The 15163-nt window shown below is 44.7% G+C and carries 13 protein-coding genes; 11 read left to right on the forward strand and 2 right to left on the reverse strand.

Annotated features, from left to right (window positions below; genetic code table 11):
* Positions 1 to 25 precede the first annotated feature (25 nt).
* The 7 genes from ACYVR3_RS09170 (at position 26) to ACYVR3_RS09200 (ending at position 8259) form a co-directional block, all read left to right on the forward strand.
* Positions 26 to 1771: a ribonuclease J gene (locus ACYVR3_RS09170; RefSeq protein WP_461244001.1), complete on the forward strand. Its 1746-nt coding sequence runs from the start codon at positions 26 to 28 to the stop codon at positions 1769 to 1771.
* 84 nt (positions 1772 to 1855) lie between these two features.
* A complete protein-coding gene (locus tag ACYVR3_RS09175) occupies positions 1856 to 2749 on the forward strand; it encodes a hypothetical protein (RefSeq protein ID WP_461244002.1) in 894 nt (297 codons plus the stop codon).
* Positions 2750 to 2937: 188 nt separating this feature from the next.
* Positions 2938 to 4125, forward strand: coding sequence for an elongation factor Tu (tuf, locus tag ACYVR3_RS09180; RefSeq protein WP_057151655.1), 1188 nt, complete (start codon positions 2938 to 2940; stop codon positions 4123 to 4125).
* Positions 4126 to 4434: 309 nt separating this feature from the next.
* Positions 4435 to 5754 (forward strand): trigger factor, encoded by a 1320-nt coding sequence (gene tig / locus ACYVR3_RS09185; protein ID WP_057151656.1) that lies wholly within the window; start codon positions 4435 to 4437, stop codon positions 5752 to 5754.
* Positions 5755 to 5956: 202 nt separating this feature from the next.
* Complete coding sequence (gene clpX, locus ACYVR3_RS09190; protein ID WP_054736071.1) at positions 5957 to 7207, forward strand: ATP-dependent Clp protease ATP-binding subunit ClpX; 1251 nt, start codon at positions 5957 to 5959, stop codon at positions 7205 to 7207.
* Positions 7208 to 7360: 153 nt separating this feature from the next.
* A complete protein-coding gene (gene yihA, locus ACYVR3_RS09195; RefSeq protein WP_057151657.1) occupies positions 7361 to 7954 on the forward strand; it encodes a ribosome biogenesis GTP-binding protein YihA/YsxC in 594 nt (197 codons plus the stop codon).
* Between the two features lie 5 nt (positions 7955 to 7959).
* Positions 7960 to 8259, forward strand: a complete 300-nt coding sequence (locus ACYVR3_RS09200) for a nucleoside triphosphate pyrophosphohydrolase family protein (RefSeq protein ID WP_461244006.1) — start codon at positions 7960 to 7962, stop codon at positions 8257 to 8259.
* 435 nt (positions 8260 to 8694) lie between these two features.
* Here the strand turns inward: ACYVR3_RS09200 and ACYVR3_RS09205 are convergent, their stop codons facing one another.
* The gene (locus tag ACYVR3_RS09205; RefSeq protein ID WP_461244003.1) at positions 8695 to 9207 is read right to left on the reverse strand and encodes a hypothetical protein; all 513 of its coding nucleotides are present in this window, start codon (positions 9205 to 9207) and stop codon (positions 8695 to 8697) included.
* 324 nt (positions 9208 to 9531) lie between these two features.
* Here ACYVR3_RS09205 and ACYVR3_RS09210 point away from each other — a divergent pair, with 324 nt between their 5' ends.
* The gene (locus ACYVR3_RS09210; RefSeq protein ID WP_054737463.1) at positions 9532 to 10830 is read left to right on the forward strand and encodes an argininosuccinate synthase; all 1299 of its coding nucleotides are present in this window, start codon (positions 9532 to 9534) and stop codon (positions 10828 to 10830) included.
* Positions 10830 to 12215 carry an argininosuccinate lyase gene (gene argH, locus ACYVR3_RS09215; RefSeq protein WP_461244004.1) on the forward strand — a complete coding sequence of 462 codons (1386 nt, stop codon included), beginning with the start codon at positions 10830 to 10832 and terminating at the stop codon, positions 12213 to 12215. Before ACYVR3_RS09210 ends, argH begins: the two co-directional genes overlap by 1 nt.
* Before the next feature lie 427 nt (positions 12216 to 12642).
* Here argH and ACYVR3_RS09220 read toward each other — a convergent pair whose 3' ends face one another.
* Positions 12643 to 12813: an SPJ_0845 family protein gene (locus ACYVR3_RS09220; protein WP_162838526.1), complete on the reverse strand. Its 171-nt coding sequence runs from the start codon at positions 12811 to 12813 to the stop codon at positions 12643 to 12645.
* 277 nt (positions 12814 to 13090) lie between these two features.
* Here ACYVR3_RS09220 and ACYVR3_RS09225 point away from each other — a divergent pair, with 277 nt between their 5' ends.
* Positions 13091 to 14572 carry an ABC transporter substrate-binding protein/permease gene (locus tag ACYVR3_RS09225; RefSeq protein WP_054737465.1) on the forward strand — a complete coding sequence of 494 codons (1482 nt, stop codon included), beginning with the start codon at positions 13091 to 13093 and terminating at the stop codon, positions 14570 to 14572.
* Positions 14562 to 15163: amino acid ABC transporter ATP-binding protein (locus tag ACYVR3_RS09230; RefSeq protein ID WP_461244005.1), on the forward strand; the 602-nt coding region annotated here is incomplete at its 3' end. The genes ACYVR3_RS09225 and ACYVR3_RS09230, both read left to right, overlap by 11 nt.

A 15163-nucleotide genomic window follows, 5' to 3' on the forward strand; every position in this document is an offset into this window, starting at 1 on the left:
TGAATCAAAACAGTTGAGGTGAATTATGGAAGAATCACAAGTTAAAATTATGCCGTTGGGCGGGGTCCGCGAAAACGGTAAAAATATGTACATTGTCGACATTAATAACAGTATTTATGTCTTAGATTGTGGGCTACAATACCCAGAAAATGAACTGCTCGGAATTGATATTGTCATTCCGGATTACGCTTATTTGCGTGAAAATCAGGACCGCATCGTTGGGGTCTTTTTAACCCACGGTCACGCTGACGCCATTGGTGCATTACCATACTTCTTATCGGAGTTCCGGGTACCGGTCTTTGGCTCTGAAATGACTATTGAATTGGCAAAGCTGAACTGTCAATCTGATCCAAATGCAAAGGACTTTGACGACTTTCACGTTGTGGATGCTCGGACCGAAATTGACTTTGGTGACGTGACGGTCTCGTTCTTTAAGACGACGCACTCAATTCCTGAATCAATGGGGATCGTGTTGGCATCAAATGCCGGGAGTGTTGTCTACACTGGTGATTTTAAGTTTGATCAAACAGCAGCCCCTGGCTATCAAACGGATTACGCGCGGTTAGCCGAAATTGGCAAAAACGGCGTGTTAGCCTTATTGAGCGACTCAGCGAATGCTGAAAATCCAAACGAAACGGCAAGCGAACGTGATATTGCGGACGACGTGCTTGAAACGTTTAACTACCACAATGGCCGAATTATCGTTGCCAGTGTTGGATCAAACATTTTGCGGTTACAACAAGTGTTTGATTCAGCGGCTAAGACGGGTCGGAAGGTTTATTTGACGGGCCAAGATATCGAAAAAATCGTGGATACGGCAATGCGGTTGCATAAACTAGTGTTGCCAGAAGACGATTTGCTGGTGACGCAAGAACAGTTAGCCAAATTAGCGCCGGAACAAACCGTTATTGTGCAGACTGGTCGTATGGGTGAACCAATCAAGGCACTTCAACGGATGGCAAACCAACAAGAAAAGGGACTAGGAATTGAACCTGGTGACCTTGTCTTTATCACGACCACGCCATCACATGCCATGGAAACAACGGTTGCCAAAACACGCGATATGATTTACCGGGCCGGTGCAGAAGTTAAGGCGATTTCTGACGAACTTAACTCTTCGGGACACGCTAGCAAGAACGACTTACAACTGATGATCAACTTGTTGAAGCCAAAGTATTTGATTCCCATTCAGGGTGAATATCGTTTGCTATCGGCCCATGCAAAGGCAGCTGAAGAGGTGGGGTTAACGTCTGACCGCATTTTCTTGACTGCAAAGGGTGACCAACTGGTTTATGATAAGCATGAGATGGTTTTGAGTGGTAGTGTCGAAGTGGGTAACACCATGATCGATGGTATCGGGGTCGGCGACATTGGTAACATTGTTTTGCGTGACCGTAAAGTGCTATCAGAAGACGGCATCTTTGTGGCGGTTATTACGATCGACCACAAAAAGAAGCAGATTATTGCGGAACCTAAGATCACCTCACGTGGCTTTGTTTACGTTAAGGCGAATAAGAACCTGATGCATGAAAGTGCAGAGATCATTAAAACCACAGTTCAGGCTAACTTGGATAACAAGGAATTTGACTGGACGCATCTGAAACAAGATGTTCGTGAAAAGTTGAATCACTACTTGTTTGAACAAACACGTCGACACCCAGTTATCTTACCCGTAATCATGGAAGTTGACCCACGGCGGCATAAGCCAAAGAGCAAGCATAAGAAAAACAATCAACCGGCCAAAGCAGCAACTGATGAAACTGCTGAATAAGGTCTAACCCAAAGCACTATTTTGAAGCTGAAAGTTGGCTTCGAATAGTGCTTTTGAGTACCAAGAAGAAAGAGGAGTGATTGGGTGACAGATCGGACGTTACAACAGGCCAACGCAGCGTTTAAACAGCATCAATGGCACACTGCCGCAACGCTGTATGAACAATTTTATGAGCAAGAAAAAAGTCCTAAAATTAATCATTTATTAGTGAGAAGCTTATTTGAGGACCAGCAGTACGTCGTTGCAAAATCGGTAATGGCGGATGATTGGAATAGTTACCTAGTGGATACGGATCATTTTGAATTAATGGTGCAAGTTCTTTTAAAGAATCGACAATTACTGATGGTTCACATCTTAATGGCGACAACTGGGGTAACTTCTTCTAAAATTGATGCGTTGCTAGCACAGGCAGAGACGGTGTGTCGCCAAAGTACGCATTTTCAAGCGGATTATCAGGCGTTTTACCAATTAAGTGCTCATGGATTGCAGCAACAACGACAGGCTTTTGAGGCAGGCAAACAATTGCCGCTAACGGAGTGGTTGACTGCGGCCAAGGCATTGCTAACGGATCCCTTCGTTAAACCGGTGATTCGAGTCAGTTTGTTGCAGTTGATGCAACAGTTGAAGCTCTCAGAGACGGTAAAGTTCCGTTGGTTAGACGACCAAGACTATCAACTTGTTCCGTCGACGTTACAACCCTTTGAAAAACTACCGATCGTTCAAAAATTAAATCAGCAACTTCAAGCTGAAATTGCGCAAAACGACCCAATTACGCAACAACTTTATCAAGAATCGCTTCAGTTACAATTAACGTTGCTTTATCCATTTATTGAGCGTGCAATTTCTAGTCCAACTGAATGGATCACCCGGTTAATTCACGGTGATACCAACGTTAGTCGGGAACCGGCTGCTCAATTTTCGGTGGCTTGGTGGCAACAAAAGTTGGCGCTGATCATGGCGGAAATGACCGGTGCATAAAAAACTTTTAACCAAAAACCGTTTTTATGGTTTACAAACGATAACCTAATCTATATAATGTTTAAGGATTCTTCTTGAGGGATTCTCGATTTACCTTTTCGAGAAGAAGTAGTATAATTAACATCAAAGGGTTGCTGATGAATTACTAATCAGCATAATCTTTGTGAAAAATACAGGAGGTTTCATTAATGGCAAAGGAAACATACGAAAGAACTAAGCCCCATGTAAACATTGGTACTATTGGCCATATCGACCATGGGAAGACTACTTTGACTGCAGCAATTACTAAGGTATTAGCCGCTAAGGGTTTGGCTAAGGCTGAAGACTATGCTGACATTGATAAGGCACCTGAGGAACGTGAACGTGGTATCACGATCAACACTGCCCACGTTGAATACGAAACTGAAAAGCGTCACTACGCACATATTGACGCCCCAGGACATGCTGATTACATCAAGAACATGATCACTGGTGCCGCTCAAATGGACGGTGCTATCTTAGTGGTTGCCGCTACTGATGGTCCTATGCCTCAAACGCGTGAACACATCTTGTTGGCTCGCCAAGTGGGTGTTGAATACCTGATCGTCTTCTTGAACAAGACCGACTTAGTTGATGATGATGAATTGATCGACTTGGTTGAAATGGAAGTTCGTGAATTACTTTCAGAATACGATTACCCTGGAGATGACATTCCTGTTATCCGCGGTTCTGCTCTTAAAGCCCTTGAAGGCGACGAAGAACAAGAAAAGGTTATCTTACACTTGATGGACGTTGTTGATGAATACATCCCAACGCCAGTTCGTGATAACGACAAGCCTTTCTTGATGCCTGTTGAAGACGTATTTACGATCACTGGTCGTGGTACTGTTGCTTCAGGTCGTATCGACCGTGGGACTGTTAAGGTCGGCGACGAAGTTGAAATCGTTGGTCTTAAGGAAGAAGTTCTTAAGAGTACTGTTACTGGTTTGGAAATGTTCCGTAAGACTTTGGAATTTGGTGAAGCCGGCGATAACGTTGGTGTCTTGCTTCGTGGTGTTAACCGTGAACAAGTTGTTCGTGGCCAAGTTCTTGCAAAGCCAGGTTCGATCCAAACGCACACTAAGTTCAAGGGTGAAGTTTATATCCTTTCTAAAGAAGAAGGTGGCCGTCATACGCCATTCTTCTCAAACTACCGTCCACAATTCTACTTCCACACCACTGATATCACTGGTGTTATCGAATTGCCTGATGGCGTAGAAATGGTTATGCCTGGCGATAACGTCACTTTCGAAGTTGACTTGATCGCACCAGCTGCCATTGAAAAGGGTACTAAGTTTACTGTTCGTGAAGGTGGCCACACTGTTGGTGCCGGTGTTGTTTCAGAAATCATGGACTAATACCTACCTAAACTGAACAAGAAAAGTCCGAGAAGGTTGCCTTTTCGGGCTTTTTTCTTTGAATCAGGTTTAATGTTAGGTGGTTAAGATGGCCGAAGATTGGCTCTTGTGATTTAAACCGTCACGATTGAATTGACGTGAGCTTAAAAATCGGCCAATGAACGCCGCTGATTGCTGAAAACCTGTGTATTTTATCGATATCTAGGGGGGAATAATGTTTACTTTTCGCCCCCCATACGGTAAACTGAAAGCTGTACGCAATTTGAATATGATCGTATTCGAAGAGATTTTTAATTCGGAGGGAATATAATGTCTGCAAAATGGGAAAAAAAGGAAACCAACAAAGGTGAATTAACCTTTGAAATTGGTGCCGATGAAATCAAAAAAGGCTTAGACCAAGCATTCGCACGGACTAAGAAGAACTTGGCTGTGCCTGGTTTCCGTAAGGGTAAGGTGCCACGTCAAATCTTCAACCAAATGTACGGTGAAGAAGCCCTTTATCAAGATGCTTTAAACATCGTCTTACCAGATGTTTACGAAGCAGCTATCGAAGAAGCTGGTATCGAACCAGTTGATCAACCAGAAATCAACGTTGAATCAATGGAAAAGGGTCAACCTTGGGTATTGAAGGCCGTTGTTACGGTTAAGCCAGACGTTAAGCTTGGCGACTACAAGGGCTTGAGCGTTACTAAGCAAAACACCCGTGTCTACCAAAAGGACATTGATGCTGAATTGGAACGTCGTCGTCAACAACAAGCCGAATTAGTGCTTAAAGAAGACGAAGCCGCTGCTAAGGGCGACACTGTCACCATTGACTTTGATGGTTACGTTGACGGTAAGCAATTCGACGGTGGGAAAGCTGATAACTACTCACTCGAACTTGGCTCAAACTCATTCATCCCTGGCTTTGAAGACCAATTAGTTGGCCACAAGGCTGGTGAAGATGTTGATGTTAAGGTTACCTTCCCAGAAGATTACCAAGCCGAAGACTTACAAGGTAAGGACGCAACCTTCAAGACCACGATCCACGAAGTTAAGCAAAAGGAATTACCTGAACTTGACGACGAATTTGCTAAGGACATCGACGAAGAAGTTGATAGCCTTGACGAATTGAAAGCTAAGATCAAGGATGAATTGAAGGAACAAAAGACCACTGCTGCCCACGATGCAATTGAAGATGAAGCTATCCGCGAAGCCGTAGATAACGCTGAAATTGCTGAAGTACCTGCTGCAATGATCGAAGAAGACATTCACCGTCAAATGGACCAATACTTAGCTAACATGCAACAACAAGGTATCGATCCTAAGATGTACTTCCAATTGACTGGTACGACTGAAGACGACTTGCACAAGCAATTCGCTGCTGATGCTGAACGTCGCGTTAAGACTAACTTGGTCTTAGAAGCCATCGTTGAAGCTGAAAACATCGAACCATCTGAAGACGAAATCAGTGCCGAAGTTAAGGATTTAGCTGGCCAATACGGTATGGAAGAAAGCGCCGTTCGTTCTGCTTTATCTGAAGATATGTTGAAGCATGATATCGCAGTTAAGAAGGCGGTTGACGAAATCACCGACTCAGCTAAGCAAGACAAGAAAAAAGACGACGACGAAAAAGACGACGAAAAGTAATCTAATTCGTTAACGCGACTAAAAGGCCCTGGAGATGAGGTTATCTGATTCTTTCACGGGCCTTTTGTTGCATATTGGCTTGAGTTAACCGGTCATCGTTGGAAGTTCAAATTACTTCTCACGGTGCAAGAACTATGGTATAGTAGCACTTGCGTTGTAGAAATGATACAATGCGGTTAACTTAAAAAGGGGTGACTGTTAATTGTTCGAAAATACTGATGTAAATGGCCCCGTAAACTGTTCTTTTTGTGGTAAGTCACAGGATCAAGTGAAGAAAATTGTCGCTGGCCCTGGGGTTTATATCTGTAATGAATGTATTGATTTATGCAAAGAAATTATTGATGAAGAGTTTAGTGAAGAGAGTGCCCAAACGGTATTCGATGTACCTACACCACAACAAATTGTCGATTCATTGAACCAATACGTCATTGGCCAAACCGAAGCTAAGAAGACGCTGTCGGTTGCGGTTTACAACCATTACAAGCGGGTTAACGAAATGGCAACTAGCCAAGAAGATGGCCCAGAACTACAAAAGAGTAACATTACGATGATTGGCCCAACTGGGTCTGGGAAGACGTATCTCGCCCAAACTCTGGCAAAAATTTTGAACGTGCCATTCGCAATCGCGGATGCCACGACGTTAACTGAAGCTGGTTACGTTGGTGAAGACGTTGAAAACATCTTGCTGAAGTTACTTCAAAATGCCGATTACGATGTTGAACGTGCCGAAAAGGGCATTATCTACATCGATGAAATTGATAAAATTGCTAAAAAAGCTGAAAACGTATCGATTACCCGAGATGTTTCTGGTGAAGGGGTTCAACAAGCCCTTTTGAAGATCTTGGAAGGTACCACTGCTAACGTTCCGCCTCAGGGTGGTCGCAAGCACCCGCAACAAGAATTTATTCAAATTGATACGACGAACATTTTGTTCATTGTTGGTGGGGCCTTTGATGGTATCGAAACAATCGTTAAGAACCGTCTCGGTGACAAGACGATTGGCTTTGGAACCGATTCAACACATCAACCAGTCGACGAGACGGAAAGCTTGATGCAACGAGTTGTGCCAGAAGATATGCTCGAATTCGGGTTAATTCCGGAATTCATCGGTCGTCTGCCAATTCTAACGGCCTTAGAGAAGCTTTCTGAAAGTGATTTGGTTCGGATTTTAACTGAACCAAAGAATGCCTTAGTTAAACAGTATCAGAAGTTAATTTCACTAGATGGCGTTGAGTTAGACTTTGAAGACGAAGCACTCAGTGAAATGGCGAAATTAGCCCTGAAACGTAACACTGGTGCCCGTGGATTACGCTCGATCATTGAAGATGTTATGCGCGACATTATGTTTGACTTACCAAGTCGTGACGACGTCGAAAAGGTCATTGTGACCGGTGAGACGGTTCGTGATCATGAAGAACCAGCCTTGATCTTAAAGGATCAAAAGGCGTCCTAATTTAATCACGGTGTGTGCGAATTGGCTGCTGAGATCAACAACCAGTTCCGGCCGTATCAAAAGCACCTAATGGGCAATTTGAGCCATTCGGTGCTTTTGTGTGTTATACACCCGGCTGATTATCGTTGACCCAAACCTTGAGGAGGAATATAAATGGAAGTCCATGAAGTTGAATTAGTCATGAGTGCGGTAGATCCGAAGCAGTATCCCACTACCGGGCAACCCGAAATTGCGCTGGTAGGGCGCTCGAACGTTGGTAAGTCATCACTAACTAACGTGTTGATCAATCGAAATAGTTATGCGCGGACGTCGAGTCAACCAGGGAAAACCCAAACGTTGAATTTTTACCACGTTGAGTCTCAGTTGTACTTTGTCGACGTACCTGGTTATGGCTATGCGAAGGTCTCAAAAGCAGAGCGTGAAAAATGGGGTCAAATGATCGAGACCTACCTCACAAGTCGCGAAACACTTCGTGGCGTCATTTCATTAGTGGATGGGCGGCATGCGCCAACCAAAGACGACCAGCAAATGTATACGTGGTTAAGCTACTATGACATTCCCGTACTGGTTGTTGCCACTAAAATGGATAAGATTCCGAAGGCTAAGTGGAACAAGCAACTAAGTTTAGTTAAGAAAACGCTCGATATGAAAAAGAGTGATGGGCTACTCGCCTTCTCTGCGCAAACCAAAGCAGGTAAGGAACAAGTTTGGGATTGGATCGAATCTCACGCATTTGGAGGTAAGTAGTGGTCATGGAATTTAACGAGTATCAAAAATCGGCGAAACGAACACTCTTTGGTAGCGAGCAGGTGTTGACAAACTGTGCCCTTGGCTTATCTAGCGAAACGGGGCAGGTCGTTGACCTTGTCAAAAGATATACCTTTCAAGGCGCTGATTTAGACCGTGAGACGCTGACCAAAGAAATGGGTGACGTTTTATGGTACCTCTCTCAAGTCGCCGAATGGGCCAATATTCCGTTTGATGAAGTCGCCCAGAAAAATATTGATCGACTAAATGAACGGTATGCAGCAACGAATCCAGAACAGAAATAATGCGGTAGCGCTTGTGACTAATGTGTTAGTTATGAGCGCTATTTTACTGTCTTACTGCCGATTGTGTCTGGGTGCGATTTGGGTGTTGGCTGTTTGTCGTCGCTTCGCTCGCCAAAGCCGCACGAGAACCGGCGCTCTCAGATTACAAAATTCGGCGCCACTTAAACTGTTATTTCCAGGGTTCCTGAAGTTGCAAAAACTTGTCAACCACGCGCTTTCTGGCCACCACGCCGAATGGTGCTGCGCGAGGCAGAAGGTTGCATGTAGGCACGACCCAGCCAACCTACCCAAACCCGGTAGCTTCGCTGGGTCGTGCCTACACTCCACCTTCTAACCGCCTCGCTCCGCACACTTACACTGGACACAAACGACAGTATAAAAACACCTCACTAGGCACATCCTAATGAGGTGTTTTTTTGTTGCAGTAGCCAAACGTTAATTATTCACCGAGTTTTTCAGATAGGTTAATGCACCGCTACCGGATAATTGCTTGTAGGCCTTGTAAGCGGCGACCCACTTGCCCTTCGCAACGGCTTGGCGCAGATCGGTATATTGACCGCTTTTAAAGATAATTTTCGTTGCTGCCTTAGCTTGTGATTGGCTTAGGCTAGTATCGGAATTGAGTAATTTACTCAACTGCTGCTGATTGTCAGCAGCCTTCATGATGGTGGTCATCTTAGTTTTCTTCAGTTTTTTAACGGCCGCATTAATTTTAGCATCGGTTGCCGGATCACCAGTTTTGCTGGCATCAATCCGTTTGACTAATTCGTTTTTAACAACGGTATCCGCTGGCGTATCGTTACCGGTTGCTGAGCGCATTGCATTGTTGAGCGGGGTGAAGAAAATGACGACCAGAATAATGATGGTGGCAATGCCAATTAAGACCCACGCAAGCACTTTTGGCCACCGTTTCGTTCCGAGTGATTCAGAGGTGTCTGATTCAGCCACTAAAGTCCCTCCTTTCAGTCCTGTTTCGTCCATTATAGCTTATTTAGACCACGGGAAACTGATGATAACTGAAACGTAACTAATTTATTATGGTTGAGAAATAAAGCAATGCGCTGCCTTGAAAGTTGGCTACTTTTTAAGGATTAAATTAGAAAGTGGTGGAATTCAATCAGATTTAAAATATGCAAAAATCCTGAATTTATGTATATTATTGTTAATATTTAGATTTTTTGTGTATAAATCACGAAAAAGTATTGCATTTGCTGAATATCGGTGGTAATCTCATATCATTAAGTTGAAATGAAGAAATGAGAGGGAATATAAATGTCAGAAAATCAAAAAGTAGTACTCGCATATTCAGGTGGATTAGATACGTCAGTTGCCATTCCTTGGTTGAAGGATAAGGGCTACGATGTCATTGCATGTTGTATTAACGTTGGTGAAGGTAAGGATTTGGATTTCGTTAAATCTAAGGCGTTACAAGTCGGGGCTGTTAAAGCTTACGTGATCGATGCTTTGGAAGAATTTGCTGAAGATTACGCCATGGTTGCTTTACAGGGTCACACGTTCTACGAAGGTGAATATCCATTGATTTCAGCCTTATCTCGGCCGTTGATCAGTAAAAAGCTCGTTGAAGTGGCGCAAGAAGAAAACGCCACGGCCGTTGCTCATGGTTGTACCGGTAAGGGTAACGACCAAGTGCGGTTTGAAGTTGCTATTCACGCCTTGAACCCAGCCTTGGAAGTGCTTAGCCCAGTTCGGGACTGGCACTGGTCACGGGAAGAGGAAATTGAATATGCTAAGGAACACAACATTCCAATTCCAATTGATTTAGACTCACCATACTCAATCGATGCTAACATCTGGGGCCGGGCCAACGAAGCCGGTGTCTTGGAAGATCCTTGGGTGAGTGCACCAGAAGATGCCTACGCATTGACCAACCCAATCGACAAGACTCCTGATACGCCAACCGATGTTGAAATCACCTTTGAACAAGGGGTGCCAACTAAGTTGAACGGCAAAGCTTACCAATTAGCTGATTTGATTCAAGAACTTAACAAGATTGCTGGCGAACATGGGATCGGCCGGATCGATCACATTGAAAACCGGTTGGTTGGGATCAAGTCACGTGAAGTTTACGAAGCCCCAGCCGCAACTGTTTTAATGAAAGCTCACAAACAATTGGAAGATTTAACTTTCGAACGGGACTTAGCTCACTTCAAGCCAGTTATCGAAAAGCAATTAAGCGAAATGATCTACAACGCCCTTTGGTTCTCACCATTAATGGACGCTTTACAAGCCTTCTTAAAGAAGACCCAAGAAGTTGTTAGTGGTGTGATCAAAGTTCAATTATTCAAGGGTAACGTCATTACGTTGGGTCGGAAGTCAGACAGCTCACTTTATGACAAGAACCTGGCAACTTACACGTCAGCCGATTCATTCGATCAAGAAGCAGCCAAGGGCTTCATCAAGCTTTGGGGCTTACCAACAACTGTTTACTCACAAGTTAAGATGAAGAACCAACAATCAGCTTTTGTTAGCGCAGTGACCCAAAACACCAAGAGTAAGGTGAAGGTTGCCGTGAAGGCAGAAGCAGACAAGCACACGGAGGCGAAGAAATAATGAGTACCAAAAAGCTCTGGGGTGGTCGGTTCCAACAACAGGCGGCCGCTTGGGTCGATGCTTTTGGTGCCTCCATTTCCTTTGATCAATTGATGGCTGAAGAAGACATCGAGGGATCATTAGCCCATGTTAAAATGCTTCAAAAAACTGGCATCGTGCCAGCCGATGACTGTGACCAAATCATTGCGGGGTTGGAAGGTATCCAAACCGACCTCGCTGCCGGTAAAATTGAGTTTGATGTCTCAAATGAAGACATTCATATGAACATCGAAAGTATTTTGACCGACCGAATTGGACCAGTTGCCGGAAAACTGCATACTGCCCGTTCTCGGAACGATCAGGTGGCCACTGATTTTCACTTGTACCTCAAGAAGCGGTTACCACAGGTGATTGATGAAATCACAACGATTCAAGAAACCTTAGTGAAACTCGCTGAGGACAACGTGGAAACCATCATGCCAGGTTACACGCATCTGCAACACGCCCAACCCATTTCATACGGGCACTATCTAATGGCTTATTACCAAATGTTTAAACGTGACAAGGAACGTTTTGCGTTTAATGAAGTGCATACCGATATCTCACCATTAGGGGCAGCTGCGTTGGCCGGGACGACGTTCCCAATTGATCGTCAAATGACGGCGAAGACACTTGGCTTTTCACAGGTTTATGCAAATTCGCTGGATGCTGTTTCTGACCGGGACTTTGCGTTGGAATTCTTGAGCAACAGTTCCATTTTGATGATGCACTTGTCACGGTTCTGTGAAGAACTCAGTATGTGGGTCAGTCATGAATTCCAATACTTGGAATTAAGCGATGCTTACACCACTGGGAGCTCAATCATGCCGCAAAAGAAGAACCCCGATATGGCCGAATTGATTCGGGGCAAGAGTGGTCGAGTTTATGGCCATTTAATGGGGCTGTTAGCCACCATGAAGTCCTTACCATTGGCATACAACAAGGACCTTCAAGAAGACAAGGAAGGCGTGTTTGATACGGTCAAAACGTTGCTGCCAGCTTTAAAGGTCTTCAACGGGATGTTATCAACGGTTACGGTTAAGGCTGATAACATGAAGCACGCCACTGAAAACGACTTCTCCAACGCCACTGAATTAGCCGACTATCTGGCAACGAAGGGCGTACCATTCCGAGAAGCGCACGGCATTGTCGGTCAACTAGTTTTGAAGGGCATTCAAACCCATCAAAACTTACAAGACATGTCATTAGCGGATCTCCAAGAAGCCGCACCGCAAATTGAAGCGGATGTTTACAATGAATTAAAATCCGAAGTCGCTGTTGAACGGCGTCACTCGGAAGGCGGCACTGGTTTTGATCAGGTTCGCAAACAAATTGAAACTGCTAAGGTAGAGTTGGCTGACGATTAGTTGACTTTGATTGGCAATCTAAAACACCCCGCTCGAATTTGAGTGGGGTGTTTTAGATTTGCTGTCGATTGTGTCCAGCGATAGTGTGCGGAGCGAGACGGGTTGAGAGCGTAGTGTAAGGGTACTTCGGTGAAAGCGCCCGGGTCTGGCGGTTTTATCGAAGTGCACTTACATGTAGCTCTCAGTCTCGCGCAGCACCATTCGGCGTGGTGGCCAGAAAGCGCGTGGTTGACAAGTTCCTACAACTTCAGGAACCCTGAAAATAACAGTTTAAGTGGCGCCGAATTTTGTAGCCTGAGAGCGCCGGTTTTCATGCGGCTTTGACGAGCGAAGCGACGACAAACAGCCGACACCTCAAGCGCACCCAACACTTGCGCTGGACACAAACAAAATAAAAAACCGAAGCACCATGCTCCGGTTCAATACGCTATTTGTGGTAGTGATGTTCTTCTTTGATCAATGATTTGGCTTTCTTAGTCTCATCCTTGTTGTCCGCACGCTTCAAAAATTTGTCGCGCTTGTCGTCCTTGGTGTCGAGTTCCGCAAACTTGCCAAACATTGCGTTAAGATCATCCTGTCGTTTTACCTTCAATGCCATTGGAAAATCAGCTCCTTACTTTGGTGCTTATCTTATCAGAAAACCGAATTGAAGTACAGGCAAAGGCCAAAATCAACCTTCGAGATGAGTGAACAACCAAGAAGTTAAATGAGAAGATGGCGAATTCATTGCGGATGTTAATCATTATTGATTGCATAAAAACGTTTTATACGGTGTATTTATGTATAAACGAAGCTTTTTCTTAAATTTTATTGCATAAATAGTGAAATTAGTGTATTGTAAGAATTATTAAAATTCAGAGAGGAAGTTTCCGCGAATGAAAAACCAGGGGAAAAGGGCATTGCAGGTTATTTTAACCATCTGCTTGTCGCTATTATTTTTTATCGGCGTCAGTTCAATCAACCATCAAACCGCCTATGCTGCGGATCAATCATTACAACATATTAAGGATAAGGGCACGTTAGTTGTTGCCATTTCACCAGATTATCCACCATACGAGTTTGAATCGAGTCACAAGGGGAAAGATAACATCGTTGGGATGGATATTCAGGTCATGAAGAAAATCGCCAAAGACCTGGGTGTGAAGTTAAAGCTCAAGAGCATGGCGTTCAATAACGTGTTAGTGGCCGTTGAAACCGGGAAGGCCGATTGTGCCATTGGTGGGATCAACCCAACCGCTAAACGGCGTCAAAGCGTTGACTTCTCCGATATCTATTACGTTGGTGGTCAGAGTTTCTTGATCAATAAGACGGATAAGGGCAAGTATACCGGTCAGAAATCCTTAGAGAACAAAAAAATTGGGGTTCAGACTGGGACGCTGCAATACCAACTCGCAAAGACTAAAATTGCGGGCGCTTCAGTTAAAGGGATGGATAAGTCAACCGACCTCGTGCTGGCATTGAAGACGCATAAAATCGATGCATTAGGGATCGAAACGCCATCAGCCGAAGCCTACGTGAAAAACGATCCAGATTTGGCAATGATTCCTTCTGGTTACAAGTTGAGTTTGAACCAAACTGGGACGGCCATTGCCTTTAAGAAGGGGTCAACGTCGTTAGTTACGGCCGTTAATAAGAGTGTTAAAGAAATTAAAGCTAAGAAGCTAACCAGCCAGTATTTAGCTGATGCTGGTAAATACATGAAGGTCAACACGACCAACACCTCAATGATTCACTATTGGAAGTACTTCGCTGAAGGGATCGAATACACGTTGATCATCTCAGCGGTTTCCGTTGTGATTGGGGTTGCGTTAGGGACGTTACTGGCCTTAATGCGGTTTGCCAAGAGTAAGTTCTTACATGCCATTGCCATTGCCTACATTGAATTCGTTCGTGGGACACCGTTGATGGTTCAAGTGATGTTTGTTTACTTCGGGATTGGGATCATTGTGAACTTGCCAGCGTTACTTTCCGGGATCATCGCGGTCTCCTTAAACAGTGGGGCCTACGTTGCCGAAATTATTCGTGGTGGGATCAACTCCGTTTCGAAGGGCCAAACTGAGGCAGCTTCCAGTCTTGGGTTAAAGCGGGGCGATATGTTGCGGTATGTCGTCTTGCCACAAGCGTTGAAGAACATTTGGCCAGCCTTAGGGAACGAATTCGTTTCCCTGATCAAGGAAAGTTCAATTGTGTCAATTATCGGGGTTACCGACTTGATTTACCAATTGAACATTGTGCGGGCAGATACGTACCGTGGCGTTATGCCGGTCTTCGTGGCGATGGTCATCTACTTCGTGTTGACCTTTATCCTGACCAGAATCCTAAACTTCTACGAGAGGAAGATGAAGCATGCCAAGTAACGTGTTAATTGATGTACAAAAATTAGAGAAAAAGTACGGCGATAACGAAGTGCTCAAGGAAATTGATGGCACCGTTGCAGCCGGTCAAGTGATTTGCGTGATTGGGCCTTCGGGTTCTGGGAAGAGTACCTTTTTACGGTGTTTAAACTTGTTGGAGCAACCAACTTCTGGTCAAGTGCTGTTTGAGGGCAAAGATACCCAAACGCTAAATGAAACTGAGTTAACGACGATGCGTGAACGGATGGGGATGGTGTTTCAAAACTTCAACTTATTCCCAAACATGACCGTGTTGGAAAACTTGAAACTGGCGCCAATTCGGGTGAAGCACATGTCAGATGCCGAAGCTGGTGAAAAAGCGTTGAACTTGTTGAAGCGGGTTGGTTTAGGTGAGAAGGCCGACGTTTACCCAGCTAGTTTATCTGGTGGGCAACAGCAACGGGTGGCCATTGCGCGTGCTTTGGCGATGGATCCGGAAGTCTTGTTATTCGACGAACCAACCAGTGCGTTGGATCCCGAAATGGTCGGTGAAGTACTGGCCGTTATGAAGGAACTGGCCGAAGAAGGCATGACGATGGTGGTCGTGACCCACGA

The sequence above is a fragment of the Secundilactobacillus muriivasis genome, assembly GCF_054785195.1.

Excerpts from the sequence above, each read along its gene's own strand:
- tig (WP_057151656.1), top strand. The coding sequence starts at position 4,435 with ATGTCTGCAAAATGGGAAAAAAAGGAAACCAACAAAGGTGAATTAACC.
- ACYVR3_RS09170 (WP_461244001.1), top strand. The coding sequence starts at position 26 with ATGGAAGAATCACAAGTTAAAATTATGCCGTTGGGCGGGGTCCGCGAA.
- ACYVR3_RS09220 (WP_162838526.1), bottom strand. The coding sequence starts at position 12,813 with ATGGCATTGAAGGTAAAACGACAGGATGATCTTAACGCAATGTTTGGC.
- ACYVR3_RS09200 (WP_461244006.1), top strand. The coding sequence starts at position 7,960 with ATGGAATTTAACGAGTATCAAAAATCGGCGAAACGAACACTCTTTGGT.
- tuf (WP_057151655.1), top strand. The coding sequence starts at position 2,938 with ATGGCAAAGGAAACATACGAAAGAACTAAGCCCCATGTAAACATTGGT.
- ACYVR3_RS09210 (WP_054737463.1), top strand. The coding sequence starts at position 9,532 with ATGTCAGAAAATCAAAAAGTAGTACTCGCATATTCAGGTGGATTAGAT.
- yihA (WP_057151657.1), top strand. The coding sequence starts at position 7,361 with ATGGAAGTCCATGAAGTTGAATTAGTCATGAGTGCGGTAGATCCGAAG.
- argH (WP_461244004.1), top strand. The coding sequence starts at position 10,830 with ATGAGTACCAAAAAGCTCTGGGGTGGTCGGTTCCAACAACAGGCGGCC.
- ACYVR3_RS09225 (WP_054737465.1), top strand. The coding sequence starts at position 13,091 with ATGAAAAACCAGGGGAAAAGGGCATTGCAGGTTATTTTAACCATCTGC.